This is a genomic window from Nostoc sp. CHAB 5836, assembly GCF_020829445.1.
Taxonomy (GTDB): Bacteria; Cyanobacteriota; Cyanobacteriia; order Cyanobacteriales; family Nostocaceae; genus Nostoc.
In genome coordinates, this window is sequence record NZ_JAIVFV010000138.1 from 1 (window position 1) to 18,115 (window position 18,115).

At 37.5% G+C, this 18,115-nt stretch carries 14 protein-coding genes and 2 pseudogenes; 6 read left to right on the forward strand and 10 right to left on the reverse strand.

Features of this window, described 5'->3' with window-relative positions:
* Nucleotides 1–161: 161 nt before the first annotated feature.
* A complete protein-coding gene (locus tag LC605_RS23215; RefSeq protein ID WP_229549877.1) occupies nt 162–881 on the reverse strand; it encodes a hypothetical protein in 720 nt (239 codons plus the stop codon).
* A 166-nt stretch (nt 882–1,047) separates the two neighbouring features.
* Between LC605_RS23215 and LC605_RS23220 the strand changes: the two genes are divergently transcribed.
* The 4 genes from LC605_RS23220 to LC605_RS23235 all read left to right on the forward strand — a co-directional run bounded on the left by LC605_RS23220 (nt 1,048) and on the right by LC605_RS23235 (nt 2,347).
* On the forward strand, nt 1,048–1,263 hold the full coding sequence (locus LC605_RS23220; protein WP_229467018.1) for a helix-turn-helix domain-containing protein: 216 nt from the start codon (nt 1,048–1,050) through the stop codon (nt 1,261–1,263).
* A 145-nt stretch (nt 1,264–1,408) separates the two neighbouring features.
* Nucleotides 1,409–1,615 (forward strand): hypothetical protein, encoded by a 207-nt coding sequence (locus LC605_RS23225; RefSeq protein WP_229549878.1) that lies wholly within the window; start codon nt 1,409–1,411, stop codon nt 1,613–1,615.
* A gap of 167 nt (nt 1,616–1,782) precedes the next feature.
* On the forward strand, nt 1,783–2,055 hold the full coding sequence (locus tag LC605_RS23230) for a hypothetical protein (RefSeq protein ID WP_229549879.1): 273 nt from the start codon (nt 1,783–1,785) through the stop codon (nt 2,053–2,055).
* Nucleotides 2,056–2,128: 73 nt separating this feature from the next.
* Nucleotides 2,129–2,347 (forward strand): hypothetical protein, encoded by a 219-nt coding sequence (locus LC605_RS23235; protein WP_229549880.1) that lies wholly within the window; start codon nt 2,129–2,131, stop codon nt 2,345–2,347.
* Nucleotides 2,348–2,716: 369 nt separating this feature from the next.
* Here LC605_RS23235 and LC605_RS23240 read toward each other — a convergent pair.
* From LC605_RS23240 to LC605_RS23280, 9 genes and pseudogenes are all read right to left on the reverse strand, one after another.
* Nucleotides 2,717–2,863, reverse strand: a pseudogene (locus LC605_RS23240) (IS5/IS1182 family transposase); the annotation flags it as partial.
* A gap of 64 nt (nt 2,864–2,927) precedes the next feature.
* Nucleotides 2,928–5,171: a caspase family protein gene (locus LC605_RS23245; protein WP_229549881.1), complete on the reverse strand. Its 2,244-nt coding sequence runs from the start codon at nt 5,169–5,171 to the stop codon at nt 2,928–2,930.
* A gap of 49 nt (nt 5,172–5,220) precedes the next feature.
* On the reverse strand, nt 5,221–8,265 hold the full coding sequence (locus tag LC605_RS23250) for a CHAT domain-containing protein (protein ID WP_229549882.1): 3,045 nt from the start codon (nt 8,263–8,265) through the stop codon (nt 5,221–5,223).
* 91 nt (nt 8,266–8,356) lie between these two features.
* On the reverse strand, nt 8,357–9,613 hold the full coding sequence (locus LC605_RS23255; RefSeq protein ID WP_229549883.1) for a tetratricopeptide repeat protein: 1,257 nt from the start codon (nt 9,611–9,613) through the stop codon (nt 8,357–8,359).
* A gap of 95 nt (nt 9,614–9,708) precedes the next feature.
* A pseudogene (locus tag LC605_RS34330) lies at nt 9,709–10,038 on the reverse strand (CHAT domain-containing protein); the annotation flags it as partial.
* Nucleotides 10,039–10,433: 395 nt separating this feature from the next.
* Nucleotides 10,434–11,189, reverse strand: coding sequence for a DUF928 domain-containing protein (locus tag LC605_RS23265; protein WP_229549884.1), 756 nt, complete (start codon nt 11,187–11,189; stop codon nt 10,434–10,436).
* Complete coding sequence (locus LC605_RS23270; RefSeq protein WP_229549885.1) at nt 11,182–13,596, reverse strand: CHASE2 domain-containing protein; 2,415 nt, start codon at nt 13,594–13,596, stop codon at nt 11,182–11,184. The genes LC605_RS23265 and LC605_RS23270 overlap by 8 nt, the downstream gene beginning before the upstream one ends.
* Nucleotides 13,597–13,654: 58 nt before the next feature.
* A complete protein-coding gene (locus LC605_RS23275) occupies nt 13,655–15,013 on the reverse strand; it encodes a DUF1822 family protein (RefSeq protein ID WP_229549886.1) in 1,359 nt (452 codons plus the stop codon).
* 1 nt (nt 15,014) lies between these two features.
* On the reverse strand, nt 15,015–16,412 hold the full coding sequence (locus LC605_RS23280) for a hypothetical protein (protein ID WP_229549887.1): 1,398 nt from the start codon (nt 16,410–16,412) through the stop codon (nt 15,015–15,017).
* Nucleotides 16,413–16,775: 363 nt separating this feature from the next.
* On the opposite strand from LC605_RS23280, the gene LC605_RS23285 reads away from it, so the two are divergent.
* Together LC605_RS23285 and LC605_RS23290 are read left to right on the forward strand one after the other, a co-directional pair.
* Complete coding sequence (locus tag LC605_RS23285; RefSeq protein WP_229549888.1) at nt 16,776–17,285, forward strand: hypothetical protein; 510 nt, start codon at nt 16,776–16,778, stop codon at nt 17,283–17,285.
* Nucleotides 17,286–17,436: 151 nt separating this feature from the next.
* A complete protein-coding gene (locus tag LC605_RS23290) occupies nt 17,437–17,925 on the forward strand; it encodes a hypothetical protein (RefSeq protein ID WP_229549889.1) in 489 nt (162 codons plus the stop codon).
* Nucleotides 17,926–18,115: the final 190 nt, after the last annotated feature.

Here is an 18,115-nt window from a genome sequence, read left to right on the forward strand (position 1 = left end):
CGCGGATAGTCCCAATGTTTGGGTATCGTGATTGTGGGTTGCATTGATTTAATTGCAATGAAGGGAAATAATCGGAGTAAGGGGGAAAGGGCAAAGGGGAAGGGAATGAAGAAATTTCCCTTTAACCTTTTCCCAGGCGAAGCCCAAGAATTACACTGCCATTAGTTCAAAAACTGGTTCATACTCCCGTAAATACTGCTATTCATCGGGGTTAACATCTCAAATCGGCGGTTTAACAATTCTGTATGGCGTGGGGTTTGTGCGACTGCTAACCGCCAAACAGCTTCAAGTGCAGACTGGCAAAGGACGCACTCCTGCTCTGTAGCACCCACTACCCACCAAGAGCCATCGGTGCATCCGACTTCCCCCAGTTTCACGCCGTTGTTGTAGATCCCATCGTGGAGGATTTCAAAGCCGTATTTTTCGCACTCGTTGAAAATCTGGCACATGATTTCCTTTTCAGTAGTGCTATTCGTATCCGTAGCGTTTTGCTCTTGTACTGGTAAAGAGCCGTCCTTGTAGTGTGAGCAGATGTAATGGTGACAAAGTATGTTCGTAGAAGCACGGTGGATTTCCTTGTTGTTCACCATCACCACCCAAGGTCGCGTTAAGTCGTCGTCATAAGTGATTGCGGCGATCAACTTATCCCCAGCGTAATATTCGTGATCGTAAAAGCTGATTTCAATGGGTGTCAGTGGTATTGAGGCAGGGGAGATGAATTGCTCAGGGTGGGCGGATTGGTGAGCGATGATTGCGTTTATCCAGGTTTGGGCACCTCTCTTGTCCCCGGTCGGTGTTATGCCTAATTCGGCAGCGATTGTTTTGAGACGCGGGAGGGTGTAGCGTCGAAGGGCTTGCTGTGTGTAGGTTCGATGTGTCATGATAAAGTTTCCTTATTATTAGGGACAGAGAAAGCGCTCTAGATTCGCAGTCGGGGGCGCTTTCTCTATATATATTATGCGTGACTTTTTTCACGCTGTCAAGTAATTCACATGAAGAAAATAATGGTAAGATAATGCTATGAATTAGTGCATGGGAGAAATTTACGTGTCTAGAATTGCAAAACTCAGAGAGGAAAAGAATTTGACTCAAAGGCAGATAGCGGAGGCGCTGGGACTTGATGTCTCGACGGTTCGCAACTGGGAGAAAAGCCGTGATGGAGTTAAAATGTTCGTTCGAGTTGCAAAACTCTGTGAGTTACTAAATTGTGAGCCAAAAGACCTTTATGAAGCTGTAGAGCCTGAAGAAGATGCTGAATTATGAATGCGTTAATCTTCTGGCTCTGCCTTCAGCGTCTCTCAATAAGCAATACGTGCGGCAGGATAGGTCTACGCAGTTGCCAGTTACATCCAAAATTTATGTTGCAATCAACTCAAAGCAAATAGCATCGGATTAAAGGAGGTGGAGTATGAACCAACCACCTTCTAATCGCAACAAAGCCACCTTAGCCGCATCCGATGACAGCACACCACCAGATGACCAAGACCTTGAGGATATCTCCCAGCAAGAAGACCCAGGTTCAGCAACGATTACGGTTACTGCTGCTGAAGTAGAAGAGTTGTCCGAGACGGAGGAACGCGATCGTTTGCATCTAGAGCGCCGTGTAGAAAGATAATTTTTGAAGCAGGTAAGGCGTTGGCAGAATTACGCGTTCGTCCTTGACGTTGCCGAAGGCATCGCCGACTGTACCGCTCGACGCACAAAACCTTTGAGGAATATTGCAAAGATAGATTTGGCTACACGCGGATAGCGGCTAGTTATAAAATTGCCGCAGCGACAGTCATGGAAAATTTTTTAACCAATGGTTTACAAAATGCAGAAATGTCCACAGATGGGTTACAAATTTTTCCTACAAATGAACGTATTGTAAGACCATTGGTGTCTTTGGAACCAGAAGTACAACGACAGGCATGGCAGATGTCAGTTCAAGAAGCTGCGGGGAAAGTGCCAACTGGTAGAATTGTGAAAGATGTGGTGCAAAGGATTATGGAACGCACCAAAGCTCCAAATCCTTACCGTGTTTGGGAAGTGTGCCAAATCATTGCTCCCGGATAATCCTGATTTACGAGGAAAAGGCGGGAATTGGTGCATCATCAACCATGTAGGCAAATTCAGTTGCACAGTCACAATGTGGGATGGAGAGTATACTGTCAGAATCGATCACTTGAAACCACTAAATTACTTGGAGTCAGAATGTCAGCAGATGCAGGAGATTAGCGATGCCTGCGGCGGGCTACGCCTACGCATCAGTCGTTTGCGGGAAAATGAAAGCTTGGAAGATGCCCCAAGTGCTATGTTGAAGTACCTGGGGCTGACTTTTCACGGTATGTGGAAAAGGTCATTTTGAGGGTTTCTCAAGCCCTGATTTTTGCTTTAGCTATTATCATTAACTGTTAGCTATTGATAATTAGCCTGTGGAAAAAGCCACGCTTTTTCGGGGCTTGAGGACTTACCGTGAAAAGTCAGGTACCTGGGGGAGTTGAAGCGCCCGTATTTGACTGTGGTGGAGGAGAAGGTCTTGAGTGTGATTGAGCGAGAATACGGTGTTGTAGATTGAAAGCAATGCAGTTCTAGTGACTAATATTTTCCCAAATGGATTTAATTAGTTCTGTTGAAAGGCAAGATAGTGTGGTGAAACAAAAGGGGAATTAATTTTTCAACGGCTTTGTTACATGAATAAAAAAAGCACACCTCCTCTGGATAGAGTTGGTATTAGTTAATCTTCAACTTTGTAACTGTCTAGTTTCCCCAATTGGATCATGCGATTGAGGGCTACACATTGTAAGAATAACTCCACCGCTTGATTGTCCAAAAAGCGTCGTCTTAACTTTCCACCAAAAAAAATGGTATTGGGTCGAAACATGGCAGCTTCAGTTCATTTTTTCGCGTTTAAAGGGCTGAGGTTTAATTCTCAAACCTTGGTTTTTTCACCCCACCAGAAAGCTCATTGATAAGGTAGCAATATTCTCAGCTTTCACTTCTCTTGGTTGACTGCTACCGCCACGGCTGCCACTTAAATCATCTAGCAAATCATCAATCACTGCAACAGGTTCTCCTCGGCTAATATCTATTGGTTGATTGGCTTCTCCTCGTCCTCCTCCTCTGGTTTCACGTACCAGTTGCTGTAACATCTTGGCAGCATTTTTTAATTCCGAACGACTTGTAACTATTAAAGCTTCGGCTATTCCTTTTTCTACTGCTTTTAGTTCTATTTGACCTAGTTTACCTACTATTAAAGGTTCACCTGGCTTGATTTGTAATGTCTCGTTCTTAATTCTATTTTGGTAAGGGTATACGACATAAGGTTTACCAGTTACATCAATTAGTATAACCATGACATAGAGGTTGTCATCTGTATTATTTTTAATTTCAAATTGGAACAGTTTATTTAGGGGTAAAACACGAGAATAAGTTTCGTTGGGTTGTGTTTGATTGCTTTTAACTCTCGATGTCTGCGTTTTCGTAATTATTGTATTGGGTTGTTCTAATAAACTGATTGATGCTTCTACATCTAATTTTGAAGAGTTAGGATTCAAGGTTTGCTTGAGAATGTGTATTGCTAGAAAAGAAGTGAGTTTGGGTTTTAAACGAGAGATTGCATCTGTAATAGATTCCCCTGGTTTACCAAAGGAACCTGGGATAAATTCTAATGCTTCGCTAAATAAACCTATAGTGTCAATATCTGGTAAATCTTCTCTATTTGTCTGCTTTTTCCTATTTTCTTCGGTCATCCGACCGAGAATATATTCTACTTTTTTTGAATATAGTGTGTTTGCTTGTGCTGGTATTGCTTCTATGCGATTAATTTGGGAAATATTTTTCCTGGCATCACCTATGTCTTTTGTTAAAGAAGGGTCTAAACCGATATTTAGTTGTAAATTAGCTGGTATAATACGGCTAATTTCTTTTATAAACATTCCTGGCTGAAGGTTTAAAGTAGCCAATGATGATAATAGTTTTGCTTTTGCCTCTAATATATTAGTTTTTTTGGTGTCTAAAAGATTAGGAGGAGATGTTAATGCTACTTCGCCTAATACTTCTCCATGATTATTGAAAATAGCAAATTTTGCATTTTTTTGCATATTCGCTAAACTTTGGGTTTCTACTCCTCCTAACCATAAAGTTATTTCTTCTCCTTTAATTTTGGAAATGACACCTTCGGATGGAGGTATTGATTTTGTATCAATAAAAAATATCGGTTGAGTTTTATCACCATCTACCACAGGTTTTTGTTTAGAAAGTAGAGAGAGTGGATTTTTAATTTCAGTGATAATTTTACCAACTGTATTTGTTTCTTGCCATAGATACTGTGTTAAAAAGTAAGTAAAAGCGCCAGCATCTAATTGAGGAATAATTTGTCCATCATACGACTGTGTACCTTTTTCTGATGAAGCAATTACAATTCCGTTTCCATTATTACGACAACGTAACTCTTTGAAGGCATTTTCATCTTTAATACCTAACTTGTCCATCCAGCTTTTTTGATACGCAATTTCTTCTGGATGTGGTTCAGAACCATTACCAGGGAGAGAGCGTTCAACAAAGTTACCACGAGTGCCACCACCAGAAAAGCAGCTATCAAGAAGCATTGTTACTTTAGTTACGTCTTGTTTGAGTAAAGCTAACCTCAGCAAAAATAAAGTCCGTCCCATGATATCAAGGACATATTTGTCTTTAATATCATCAATATCATCCATCACTGCTAAAGCGCTGTTATATTCTAAAAAATTGGGATTACAGTCTTTTATTGGTTTAGGGTCTTGTAAAATGATTCCATGACCAGAGAAATGAAAAACAACTATATGTCCTGGTTTTGTTTGTTTAATCAGATGTTCTTCAAATTTATGTAAAATATTTTTGCGTGTAGGTAGTAGTTCATCTCGTGTTTGTTCACTATCTAAAGTGATAATGTCGTCAGGACAAAAGCCAAAACGATGAATTAGCAGTTCTTTTTGCATATGTACATCGTTGACGCATCCTTTTAACTCATTGCTAAATTGTCGATTTTTAGGATATTTGTTAATTCCTACTAATAGTGCTAGTTTACGTGGTGTGTTTTCTGCTAAAACTTTCGCGTAGCGGTTTCCTTGATTAATAATATCAAGGTGGCTCATTCCTAATGCTGCTAGGGTTGAACCTGTTAATTGTAGGAAGTTACGACGTTTCATCATGACGGTTTTATATTGTTGATTGTTGGTTTGAGATTTGGGATGGTAAAAACTAATTTGTCACCTGATTGGATTCCCCGATTAGGGTAAATGCTGCCCAATCTTTGGGTGGTTTATCCTTAAATTTGAGCATTGCTTGGCGTAATGCTTGGGCTTTATCGAGTGGCTTTTGCTTGTTGAGGAGATGTTTATAAAATTCGGTCATTAATTCGGCTGTGGGTGCGTCGGGAACAGCCCAAAGTGAGACGATTACGCTGGGGGTTCCGGCGCTAATCAAGGAACGCGATAAGCCGATTACACCGTCGCCAGTAATACGTCCTCTGCCTGTGTTGCAAGCACTCAGAACTACTAAGTCTGAATTGAGTCTCAATTTGAGAATTTCTTCGGCTGTCAGTAAACCGTTATCTTTGCCTAATGGTGCAAGGGCGATCGCACTTTGTAAACCTTGGATATTATCAAATAATCCGTGGGTGGCGAGATGTATAATTTTAGCTTGGGGTAATAGTTTTAAAACTGCGGCTTTTGTCGCTTGCTTATCTCTAAGAAGTTTGGTTTTGAGCTTATTTTCTTCGAGAAGAGGTGTAATGGCTTCCGCTTCTTTTTCTGCTCCCGGTAATTTGGATAAGGGTTGTGCTTCATCTCCAATTTTTGGCGCTACACTTGGCATATCGGGATTACCGACGACTAAGGCATTTTGCACAGATGCACGTTTTACTTCTTTTGCTCGTTCGTGGGTTAATCCTAGTACCTGAATTGAGGGTGCTGTTAATATTGTGTGTTTTTCAATTAAGTATTTGCCTTGTGCGTCTTTAAGTGCGGGGAAGGGAACTAAAAATAGTTCGTTTTGGGGGATAAAAATTACACGCTCATTTGGGTCAGTGGGGAGAAGGTCGGCAATGGGGTCTATTAATATTTCATGGAGTTTTTGTAAGTCTTTGCTGGGGTCATCGTTGGGGGAGGGAAAAACTTTGATTGCAAATTGGTCGCGTTTGGCTGTGGTGTTTTGAGAGGTGGAATTTGTTCTTGTGAAAATACTGCGATCGCGCACTCCTATAGAGTCACGAATATTCTCAACCAGTTCTTCCAGAGTGGTGTTTTCTTTTTGTAAAATAGATTTGAGGTCAACTTGTTGAAATTTGATTTCACCTGTGGGTTTGATTACCCAAATATAAAGCTTCGATTCTTTACCTCTTAATTTCCCTTGAATTTTGAAAATTGAATACTGTACCAAAGTCGCTTTTTCAGCTTTAGCAATTTGTTGTATCTGTTTGATTGTTGGTGATTTTACCTCAATTTTGCTAGTAGTTGGCAAACGAGATAAAATTAATTCGACAAATGCTCTGGCACGACCACGTTCAGATATTTCTAAAGCAGCATCAGTTTGATTTTGATCAATTAAAACTGTTTCTAAATTACCAAAAGAATTTCTATACTGCTCAAAAATTGACACCTTATCGTTATCTTCTGATAACCGACTTCGGAGAGATTCTCTAACCTGAATTGCTTCAATTAAAGTTTCTGAAGCTGCGGCAAGATTACCAGATTTATAAAAAGCAAAACCAAGATTATTCAACACCATTCCTTCATTTCGCCGATCTTGTATCTCTTTTACAAGTATCAATGCTTGTCGAAAATACTCAATAGATTGAATGTAATCTTCCAAAAATAAGTATACTGTTCCCAAACCATTTAAGGCTCCTACCTCGCTTTGACGGTCTCTAATGTTTTTTGCACTTGTCAACCACTGCTGATAGTATTTGATTGACTCATACCATTGTCCTAAATCAAAGTGAATCGAACCAATGTTACCCTGCATTTTTCCTTCCATTACAGGGTCTTTAATTTTCCTTGCAATTGTCAGTACATGATTGTAGTAGTCAAACGCTTTAGAATAGTTGCCTAACTTAGAATAAACAGTACCCAGATTACCCCGCGCTGCCCCTTCAAGTCCTGGATCTTTTGTATTCTGTGCAATTGCCAATGACTGTTGAGAATACCACATCGATTTAATATAGTCACCCAAATATAAGTAAACAAGACCAAGATTATTCAGCGTTGCCCCTTCCCCTTCACTATTTTTGGCTTCCCGTGCAATAGTTAATGCTTGCTGATAATACTCAATTGCTCTAACGTAGTCTCCCAATTCAATGTACGCATTAGCAATATTATTAAGTGTATTTTCTTCGCCTTTAGGGTTTTTTAGTCTTTCCCGCGTGATTTTCAAATCTCTTTGAAAATACTCAATTGCTCCAATATAATCTCCCAAATCAACATAAACATTACCAAGGTTATTTAATGCATACTCCTCGATTTGAGGGCTTTGTATCTCCGTTGCAATTACAAGAGACTCTTCTAAGGACTTAATTGCTTTGGTGTAGTTTCCTAATTTACGATAAGTAACGCCAATAAAATTCAGAACATTTCCCTCTTTATAACGGTCTCTAATTTCCTGGTAAATAATCAATGCCTGTTGAAATGTCTGCAACGCAGCTTCAAATTGACTATTATTATATTGTTTTACGGCTTGTGAGTATAATAGTCTAGCTTCCCTTATTCGAGCATTACTCCTACTTTGCGTTGCTTCTAGAAGTGTTTGCGCCAAAGTTTCCAATTGTGAGTTTTGAATCTCCCGTGCAATTACCAAAGATTGATTGTAGTAATCAATTGCTTTGGCATCATCTTGCAGTTTGGAGTAAACTAATCCTAGAGTTGCTAGTGCAACTCCTTCATTTAAGCGATGTTTTATTTCCTGTGCAGTAACTATTGCTTGTTGAAGATAGTCAATTGCTTTTGCATTATCTCCAAGTTGAAAGTAAGCATGACCTATTTCTTGTAATACTTTTCCTTGCAGTGCTTTTACTTCTCTACTTACTTTAATCTCTCGGTAAATAATTAGCGCTTGCTGAAAAGACTTTAATGCAGCGTTATATTGCTCGGCTTGACGCTGCTGTGTACCTTGCTGCAAGAGTCTATCCGCTTCTACTTTCCGAGAATCGTTTGTCTGCCCCACTACTACAGAACTACCAAATATCAGAGGAAAACTCAACCAAAAAGGCTGCGAGACACAAAGTAATAAAGCAATAACAAAAATTACCATCCATCTCCGCAGCCCCATCTTCATAAAATCACCACTCCATGAATCAAAATAGGAAAAATTAAAACAACCAAATCAACAGATTTAACCCTGATTAACTATTAATCTGCTTAATCATCTCAATCACTTTTTTCGCCTCATCTTGTTTACCCTGCTCTCGGAATAAATTAGCAGCAACTTGTAAATCAGCAATCCCTTCTTGCTTATTCCCTAAAAGTAGAGCGCGAGACATACCACGGTTTAAATATCCCAGTGCATCTTGTGAATCTCTCACCTCCCAAAAAAACGGCGATATTTTGATAGCACTTTTTTCAAATATTTTGCTTAAAGGTGATTGAAAACCCTTAAAAATATTAGATTTTTGATAATTACTTAAAGATTTCTCATAGTTTTCAAATGCCTTTTTCATATCGCCTGCTCGACCATAAATAAATCCGAGATTATTTCGGAAATATCCTACATCTTTATCTTTCTTTATTGCCATATTCAAATCTTCTATCGCTCCTTTCATATCTCCCATCTGAACGCGAACATTAGCTCGTTGTGCATAGACGGAAGCTTCATCAAATTTTTGATTTATCGCTTGATTTAAGTCTTCCATCGCTCCTTTGTTATCTCCTCTTTGAACACGAATGATACTTCTAAAAAAGTAAGCACCAGGTTCAGAACCAATTTTGATAATTTTTTCGATATCTTCACTTGCTTGTTTATCATTACCTGAAAGAAGATAAGCGAAACTTCGCATGATATATCCGTTAGCATTTTCGGGATTTTTTTGTATTGCTTGGCTAGCATTTTCTATTGCCTGCTTATAGTCATCAATAAGTAGCATCACCATAGCTCGAATAGAATACCCATCAACAGAATAGTTATTGAGAACTAAAAAGCGATTAGAATCTTCAGTTGCTCCTTTTACATCCCCAGTTATCGCCCTAACTAGGGCGCGTATATAGTATCCTTGTTCAGAATCGGGATTTATCGCTAATGCTCTATTAATATCTTGAATACCCGTCTTAGAATCTCCTAAAAAGAAATTAATTGAACCTCTAATTAAGTAAGCATCATCATTGTCTCCATCAGCTTCTATTGCTTTAGTGCAACTACTTAATGCTCGCTCATACTCTTTTGATTGATATCGCTTAACACACTGCTGTAATAACTCCTCAGCATTTGATTGTGCTAAAAGTAATGGTTGATTTGGTGCGATTTCTAAAGTCTTAACTGAAAAATTATTGCCGACATTATTGTCTACAGAATTCTTAGCGATCGCCTCCGATTTTGCAGTAGAAATTGTCCCTACGAAACTTAAAGCAACAACCGCAGCGCTGAGAGATAAGTATCTAATTTTCATCTTCTATACCTCCAAACTTTATACACATATATCTTCAGCGTCAGGAACTTATGTAAAAATTTCACCGCAAACCAAACCTTCCCAAACCCTCCTATTTACTCAGATTCACCAATCAGCGTAAATGCAGCCCACTTTCTCGGACTATCAGAATACTTGTCTTTCATTTTCAGCATTACCATGCGTAATGCCTGCGCTTTGTCAAGTCTGTTTTTATTTTTGTATAAATTCTTATAAAACTCCGTCATCAGTTCAGCAGTGGGTGCATCGGGAACAGCCCAAAGGGAAACGATAACGCTGGGAGTTCCAGCAATAAAGAGCGATCGCGATAAGCCAATTACCCCATCCCCAGTAATGCGTCCCCTACCTGTATCGCAAGCACTGAGGACGACTAAATCAGCTTTGAGTTTCAATTTGAGTATTTCCTCAAGACCAAGGAAGACAGCACCAAGATTTCCCTGCACTTTCCCCTCACCTCTTCGGTCTTGAATTTCCTGGTAGATTTTTAGCGCCTGTTCCCAAGACTGTAATGCTGCTGTAAATTGACTAACTTGATATTGTTTAATACCTTGTTCCAATAATCGGTCTGCTTCTCCTTTCCGTATATCTACTATCTGCGCTACCACCGCAGACTTCCCAAATACAGGAGAAAAACTAAACCACCAAGGTTGCGACACACTAAGCAATAAAGCACTAAAAATAATCAGGACAAATTTATATAATCGCATCTCCGTAAAACTACAACTCCATAAGCCGTAATAACTACCCCCTAATACATATCTCACATATCAAGGGGACTTGTGTAAAAAATTTTATTCAAAAGCTATGGCAACGTAGAAACCGCAGCCTGCTCTGAATTACAAAAGTTATATCCTTCAATCTTTTTGATAGTGTCCACCAATTGTGGCGATGGATTTTTCACTGAGTAAAGCTGTTCTAATACATCTGTCCACATTTCTTTCTTAGCGAAATAATCAGCTTTCCCCAGAGCAATTTTTTCTACACTATCTCCTTTCTTTTTGAGCGTTGCTTCCAACTTTGTCAATTCATCTGTGGTACTAGCGCGTTTCTGACTATCCATTAGAGTAAAATTAGAACCAGTGTCTTTGATAGGGAGTCCCCTGTTTTGCGCAGTAATCTGCCATGTATAAGACTGTCCTGGTTGCAATGGTTTGTCATTATATTTAATCTTTGTTAACCCTTCTTTGACTTTTAAGGTTGCAAAAACTTCATCCTTACCCCTTTCAAAGATGTCAATTTGTATAACCCCTACACCTCGCCAAAGAAACACAGGTTTATCCGTCCAAATTTCATCAGTTCTTTTTTGACTAGTACTCGAATTGACTAATTCTTGTGGAAGAATTGCACAAATTGCTCCTCTTCCCCCTTTCGGAGTTCTACGAACCCGCAAGAGATTCCAAATATCTACCCAAGATAAAGCAAGAAATTGGTTATCAGTTTTTCGTTGTAACTGACTTGGTTGCTGTCTAATTGCTGCTTCTATGGGTAAAGTAGATAAAGTAGCAATTATCAAAGAAGTTATTAATAAATAAAACTTCACACCTACAAATTTATTCATCAGATTGTCTCCTTATTGCAAAATGAATATATTTACAAACTAAAATAGAGGGCAAAAAACAAGGAATTAAAATAGATGTTGATATATATATTTGTAATGTAATCAATAAAAATATAATAGTATTTGCCGATACAATTTTAATTATTTTTTTATGAGCATAAGGATTTTCAATTAATGTTAATGAGATAAATTTAGCCAGTGGTGCTACTAAGAAAATCATCCAAACATCTGGAACCGGAACAACTAATCGCGGCTTCATTAAATGATGAAATATATAGGCATGAGCTTCACCGCCAGGCATTGTACCATTTCCCCATCCGCGCCAAAAAGCTACAGATAGAGGTATGGGAAAATTATCTTCATTTTTCCCTTTAAGACCTGCTCCTTTATAACCACCAGGAATAATCAGTATAGTTTTATTTCGGAGATTTTGTGGTATATCTCCTTTTCCATCACAATCTCCAAGTAACTTACAAGCAGAAACATTTGTGTAAGCCTTATCTGGAGAAATCGAAAAATCAATTACTGGTTTTAACCACTGTTTAATAAAATTATTTTGCCGTAAAATTTCTATTGTTTTGTTAGGATTTTTGTAATTATTCAGATGCTCGATAGCCTCAGTTTGAAGTTGTATTTTTCTTGGTAAACTGGGCGTTGGTGAGCTATCAGTTGAATCTTTGTTGAATATCGTAGCTAACGCTAGCATATAAGAAAAAGGATAAATATCAATATTCTTATCATTTATTGGTAATAGTTCAACATACCAATCATCAGATGAAATCTCTCCAGACAAGCCCCACTTTGAATCAGCAATATCTTTACTAACCCAAGACCTTGGAGTTTTTTCTCCTTCTTCTGTGGCAAAGATAAACCAAGTATTTTTCTTTACCGCATTTTGCACGGACTGTCTGAGTTTTAAGCTATTATTTGGTTGTTTTGTATCATCTAAAATAAAATCAATACCTATTATCCTAGCATCTAACAGAGAAAGTCGATTAACTAGTGCTGCTAAATAACTGTAATCTATAGGATATATTTGATTTTTATTTGGATAGCTATCTGCGTCGATTGACTCCTGATCTATCTGCACTACAAGCAAGTCAGTCTCAACATCGACTGGCTTTTGAAATGTTATTTGACGATAAATAGCTTGAACTAAAATACGTGGTTCAAGTAATAAACTTTGTACTGGTGGCAATAAACTCAAAAGTAATAATCCACCAAGCCATTTTGCCTCTAATTTTGTCGGCAACCAGCGCTTAATTCTCGAAGTAATATTAAAAGGTTGAATCTGAAATAATTCGGCTTCTGGATGACGAAATAAGGACGGAACCAAATAAGCAGAAGGATAGGAAAGACGCTTTTCATCTTCTTTAAGCAACTGACTTGCATCTAACAAAGCAGTGTGAACATCTTTATATTCAGCTAAACTCTGGAGAAACTTGACTAAAAATATCGGTGCAACTTTATCGTGAATAGGTTCCCGCATCACTGCAACTTGACTCAACCCCAAATTAATCAAAAATTCAGCAATATTAATTCCATTACAAGAATTAAAAATAGCGAATTGTAATCCTCGTTTCCTAGCTATTTTGAGCGAACCTTCTATTTCTTGCATTGATAATGCAACCCCTGGTGCAATTCCTAATTCCCCTCCCGTAAGTTGAGTTTCATTGCTATGTCCAGCAAAAAATAGGATGTCCCAACCTCTGTCATCGGAAATCGCTTTGATAATTTGGTGTTTGAGTGCATTAGCATCAAAATTTGTTGTATCTGTCTTTCTATTCCAACCAACAAACTTAACATCAACGATGGAATTTAGAGATTTTACAGCTTGTTTATCACCTTCCAAATCTAAACCGCTATCATCTCCCAAAATTACTAAAACTCTAATTTTACGACGAACTGGATGCATTACTTCGTTAGAAATATTAGCAGGACTACGAGCAATACGTATTTTTTTTGGTGAATCAGAATCTGTATCAAAATAAATATCCCAACTTTCCCAAGGAAGTCTTGCTATTTCAATAGGTGTACAAGTGAGGAAAATTTCAACAAGTTGTTTTTCCGAAGTTTGGCTTACTGCTTTACTAATTGCACGATTTATGCTGACCAATTCAGGACTTAATAACCATTGCTGGAACTCGTGCAATAATTGAGCTTCTGTCTCTACCAGTTGTTTATGAAAGTCTCTAGGTGCGCTTCCAGTACCGCTTATTCCCTTTTTCCCTCGCAATCTCACGTAATAATCTAAATACGCTCTATGCCAGTTTTCATAACTCTGGGTTAAGGAGAAAGGATAGTTAACATTAACATCAATAACTAGACCATCACCCCAACTTAATTCAAAATTACAAGTTGAAGTAATTTGTCGAACTTTGAGTTTAAAAATAGTCTGGTTAGTCATTTTAGTATTTTCTAGGTTAATTATTTTTAATTGTTCATTACTATATAATTTAATAATTTTATCTTTTCATATTTCTCGATTCTCTAATAAATACAAACGGATTCAACGTCCTCACCTCACCATTGGATGATGTGAACGTTACCAAAAACTTATCTTCATAATTACCGATAACTTGAGCAAAGATATAATCATGATAAGTATCTGGTTGTAATTGTTCTTCAACTAAAATTTCATTTTGGTCGCTGATTCGCAAATTTAAGCTGTAAGGTATTTGATTTCCCGGAAGAACCTTTAACACCACTAATAATGTCCATTCATCATCAGGTAAAGACCAAACAACAGCATAAACTCGTAGGGGAATTTCTAGTACAATATCTTGATGAAAATAATTAGCTATATTCGGAATTTCGAGATTGCGTCTAATTTCTGCGAGAATACCTTCTAATTCTTGGCTTAAATTTGAGGATTTACGTATTGGACTTGGAAGTGCATTTGATAATTGTCCCTGTATCGATGACATTTGCCAAGAGAATGCTTGCATCATATCATCAATTTGGTTATCTAACCAACGTTGAATATTTACTGCTTGCTGACTGACCATTTGGATAAAATCTGATAAATGCAAAGCTGATATTTGAGAATTTACTTCGGAATTATCATATAACCATTTAACTAATTCAGTATTGGTAAGAACAGCTACACCTTGCTCCCAAGTTAAAACTTCCCAGAGATGACGGTGATTTAGTTGAGGTAATAAGTTCACAAGTTGTCTCTGCATTTGAGCTAGAAGAGTTTGACGATTATTCGGAACTACTGGTAAAGGCATAGTTGCAGTTGAGTAACATTGTAAATACATTAATAATTCGTCAACTTCGTGATTAAATAAAGTTAAAGGCAATTGATAAGTCCAATCTTTCTCTAACTGAAATTGTGATTGATAATTAATTAAATTTTGATAACTAATAAATCCTTTGATAGCAGCAATTTCTAATTCTTCCTCTACCGCAATGACTATATAAAAATGATTATTAAATTCTGGTATATCAACTACTGCTCTCGGAATCGTAACTTCATTCTCACTAAAGGAAATAATGGGAATTAAACAAACTTTGAATTCTCCAACCTGTAAATTATAAACAGCATCAATTAAGCTGGCATATTCAGGTTTTAATATTGGAGATATTTGTTGCTGGATAGTGCGATAAATAGAAAGTGATGGTTCTCGTTTCTCCAGCCATTCTGCAAACGCAAATAAAGCCAAAGCCTGAAGATAAAGCTGCCATTGTTTTCCCTCTATCCTCATATCTCGACTAATCTGTAAAGCCTTCTCACATTGTTCAGGCTCTAACTCTATAGTTTCAATATGCTCTGGGAAATCAAATAAATCATCAATTAAATCATCAATATTATTATTCATACTATCCTCTACTACCATTTAAGTAGTCGCAAATATATTCACAAATAGTTCTAGCTATTTTACTATTCATCGTTTGCCTTTTTCCGTTTCTAGCTTCTTGTTCTGCTTCTTGAATCACCGTTTTAATTTCCTTGTCTATAAAAGTTTGTACTTTTAATTCCCAATCTGGAGGTAAATCATCATCGAATTGAGATTGAATTAATTTTAGAATACATTGTTTCAAACACAATGAAGTATTACGACCAATATCATTACGTAAACCTTTCAATTCCAAGAAACGGCTAAGGTAAGGTTGGTCAATTAAATTTAAACGGGGAGCAATTTCTGTCATGGGAACTCCTTCACAATGAAATAAATGCAGTGCTTCGATAAAATTATTTAATTTCTTTTGATATTTAGCAGTTCTCTTGGCTTTAAAATATGTAATTCTTGCTTCAACCACTTTTTTGACAGCACCTGCAAAGCACCCATCAAAGGAAGAATTATATAATCTCGAAAACTCTGATTGTTCCTCTTCAATATGATGATTTTGTTCAGGGATATTATCCCAAGATTTTTGAGAATTTACTGATGTTATTCCTTGCCTAACTCGAATACGTTCTTCTCTGATAAAATGAGCAATATTTTGTAATTTACTACGAACATCTTGAAGAAATTTTGGAGGATAGTTTCTCCGGTTAGGAAATAATTTTTCCGCAATTTGACGTAACTGTTCTTCCGTTGGGTCTGGATATCTACTTCTAGTACCAGCTTGCCGAGTTTGCAGTAGCTGACTACGATAAATTTGATGATAGGCATCAAGTAATTGCAATGATTGTTGAATTTCTCCTACACTACAAAGATTATTTTTGAGAATTTTTTCTAACTTTACAGGTGTTATATAACTAAGAATCATCCAATTAGTAACTAGCTCTATTCCATGATATAGCAATAATTTTTTGACTTCTCTATCGCTGTAAAATATCCTAATTGTCCAAGTCGAGAGATTACTCTTTTCGGCATCGAATGTTTCTAAAATATGATTAATTAAAATTGAAATATTAGAGGAATTTGGTATCTCTTCAATTTTTCGAGATTTATCCAAAACAAGAAGTAATATGTGATTACTTGTCAAGTCATGGGTTTTAGCAAATTTTTTCTCTAATTTAATAGAAATATTGCGGAGTTGGTTGGATATAAAACAACGCAGACATAGTTCCGCCATTTGACGACGGTTATCGTCATGACGCAACCACAGCATGAGTTGACGTTGAATATCCCGATCCGATATATCATCACCTGGGCTAAATTGAGGAAATTCTTGCTGAAAAAAAGCTTTAACCTCCTTCAATTCAATACTTTCACATCTACTTAAACCAATCACCCTCACCCATATCCAGTATTTCGACACCACTCCCATAGTGATTTTGCCTTTTGTGTTTGGTAAAAATATTACCGTGAATCAAGGAACAGAGGGAGAAATATTTGGGATTTTATGGGCTGGGATGTTGATAATCATGCATTTACAAAGATTATCTAGGTTTTATCCAGATTTTCACTCAGAAGTAAATGTAACACCTCTAATAATGAACCTTAATCAAGTGTGTTACTCCCATATATCTCTGAGACGTTGAGCTTATGTAAATTTTTTGTTACCACGCGACAAAAATATTGACGACCGTGAAAATACTTGTACAGCAAAGATTTGACCCATTTTTTACATAACCTCTGAAGCTCTGGAGATATTACGTAAGTACAAAGCATAACAGTGGAGATTCACAATATGAACTTCAAAAGAACCGGAGCGATAAGCCGGGGGCTTGACGCTTCGCTGATCGCACTTCTCTCTCTAACTGTGGGATTGTTGGGTATTGAGTCAGCAAATGCGAAAAACCCATTAACGGAAGCACCTATAACCGCACCTTCCAATTATATCGCTCAAGTGACTGATGCAAGTAATCCAATTTATGGAAATTGGAAATTAAGGTACAGCGTTAATGGAATTGTCTATGAAAGCATTCTCGTAATGAAGGGATTTTCGGGAAGCATGAGAACCAGATATTACTATCCCAGCTTAGGAAAGCAAGCTGTAGACCAAACAATGTATCTGAAAAGTTCGCCAGATGGATTAATTTTATTGGGATATAACCCCGTCTACGCCGGAACCAATACAGAACATCCCACTTATGTTGCCGATAACTTTTTATTCGCAATTGAGTATGATGGTGCAAAAGCTGAAATTTGTGACGATTTACTACGATGTTCTGCTGTAAGTGTACAAGCTATTAGATAGGGAATAGTTTTAGATTTCAGACTCGTCAATCTGCTGAAAATTATCGAATCTGAAATCTAATAATTCCTTAAAATATCAAAAAGAAATGGTAAAAGTTACCACTTTCTTTTACTAATCAAAAATCAAAAATTATTCATCACTAGGAGTTACTATGCAACGCTTATTAAAGTCCGTCGCCACAATTGCTGCTGTTTCTGCATTCGCTTTTGTTTCTACTTTCTTTTCTGCAAAATCAGCCAGTGCCGAACAAAGAATGAATGGTAGTTATATCGGAGTTGGTGTTGCTGCTGATGGTAGTGGAGCATCTGTGGCTGGAAGTATACGCTGGGATTTAAAGCCAGTTTCAATTCGCGCCACTGCTACAGGAGCTTGTGAAGGTAATCTCTGCGCGACTCTATTTATTCCTACTGTCACCTACGATGTTGGTATTAGTAAAAACGCAAATATCTATGCAGGTGTTGGTGGTTCTGCTGTTTCTCTAAGTGATGGCAATTCTTCCGTTTCTTTGGGTACGGGTGCTGTTTTACAAGCTGGTGCAGAAGGAGCAATTAGTCAAAATATAGTTCTCTATGGTGATGGCACTTATTTCACCAATGGGGGTGGAACTCTTTGGAAAGTTGGGGCTGGTTGGAAGTTTTAAGGGAGTTTAATGTTGGGAAAAAGATAAAAGATTTTCACCTTTATTTTTCCCAAATTATTTGATTTACCGAAGAAAGGCAGAGGGCAGGAGGCAGGAGGCAGGAGGTTTTAGAAAATAATGCTTCCCTCTGCTAAAAAGGGTTTAAAGCCCCTAAATTTATTTATGAAAAACAAAAAAATATGTATTTCGA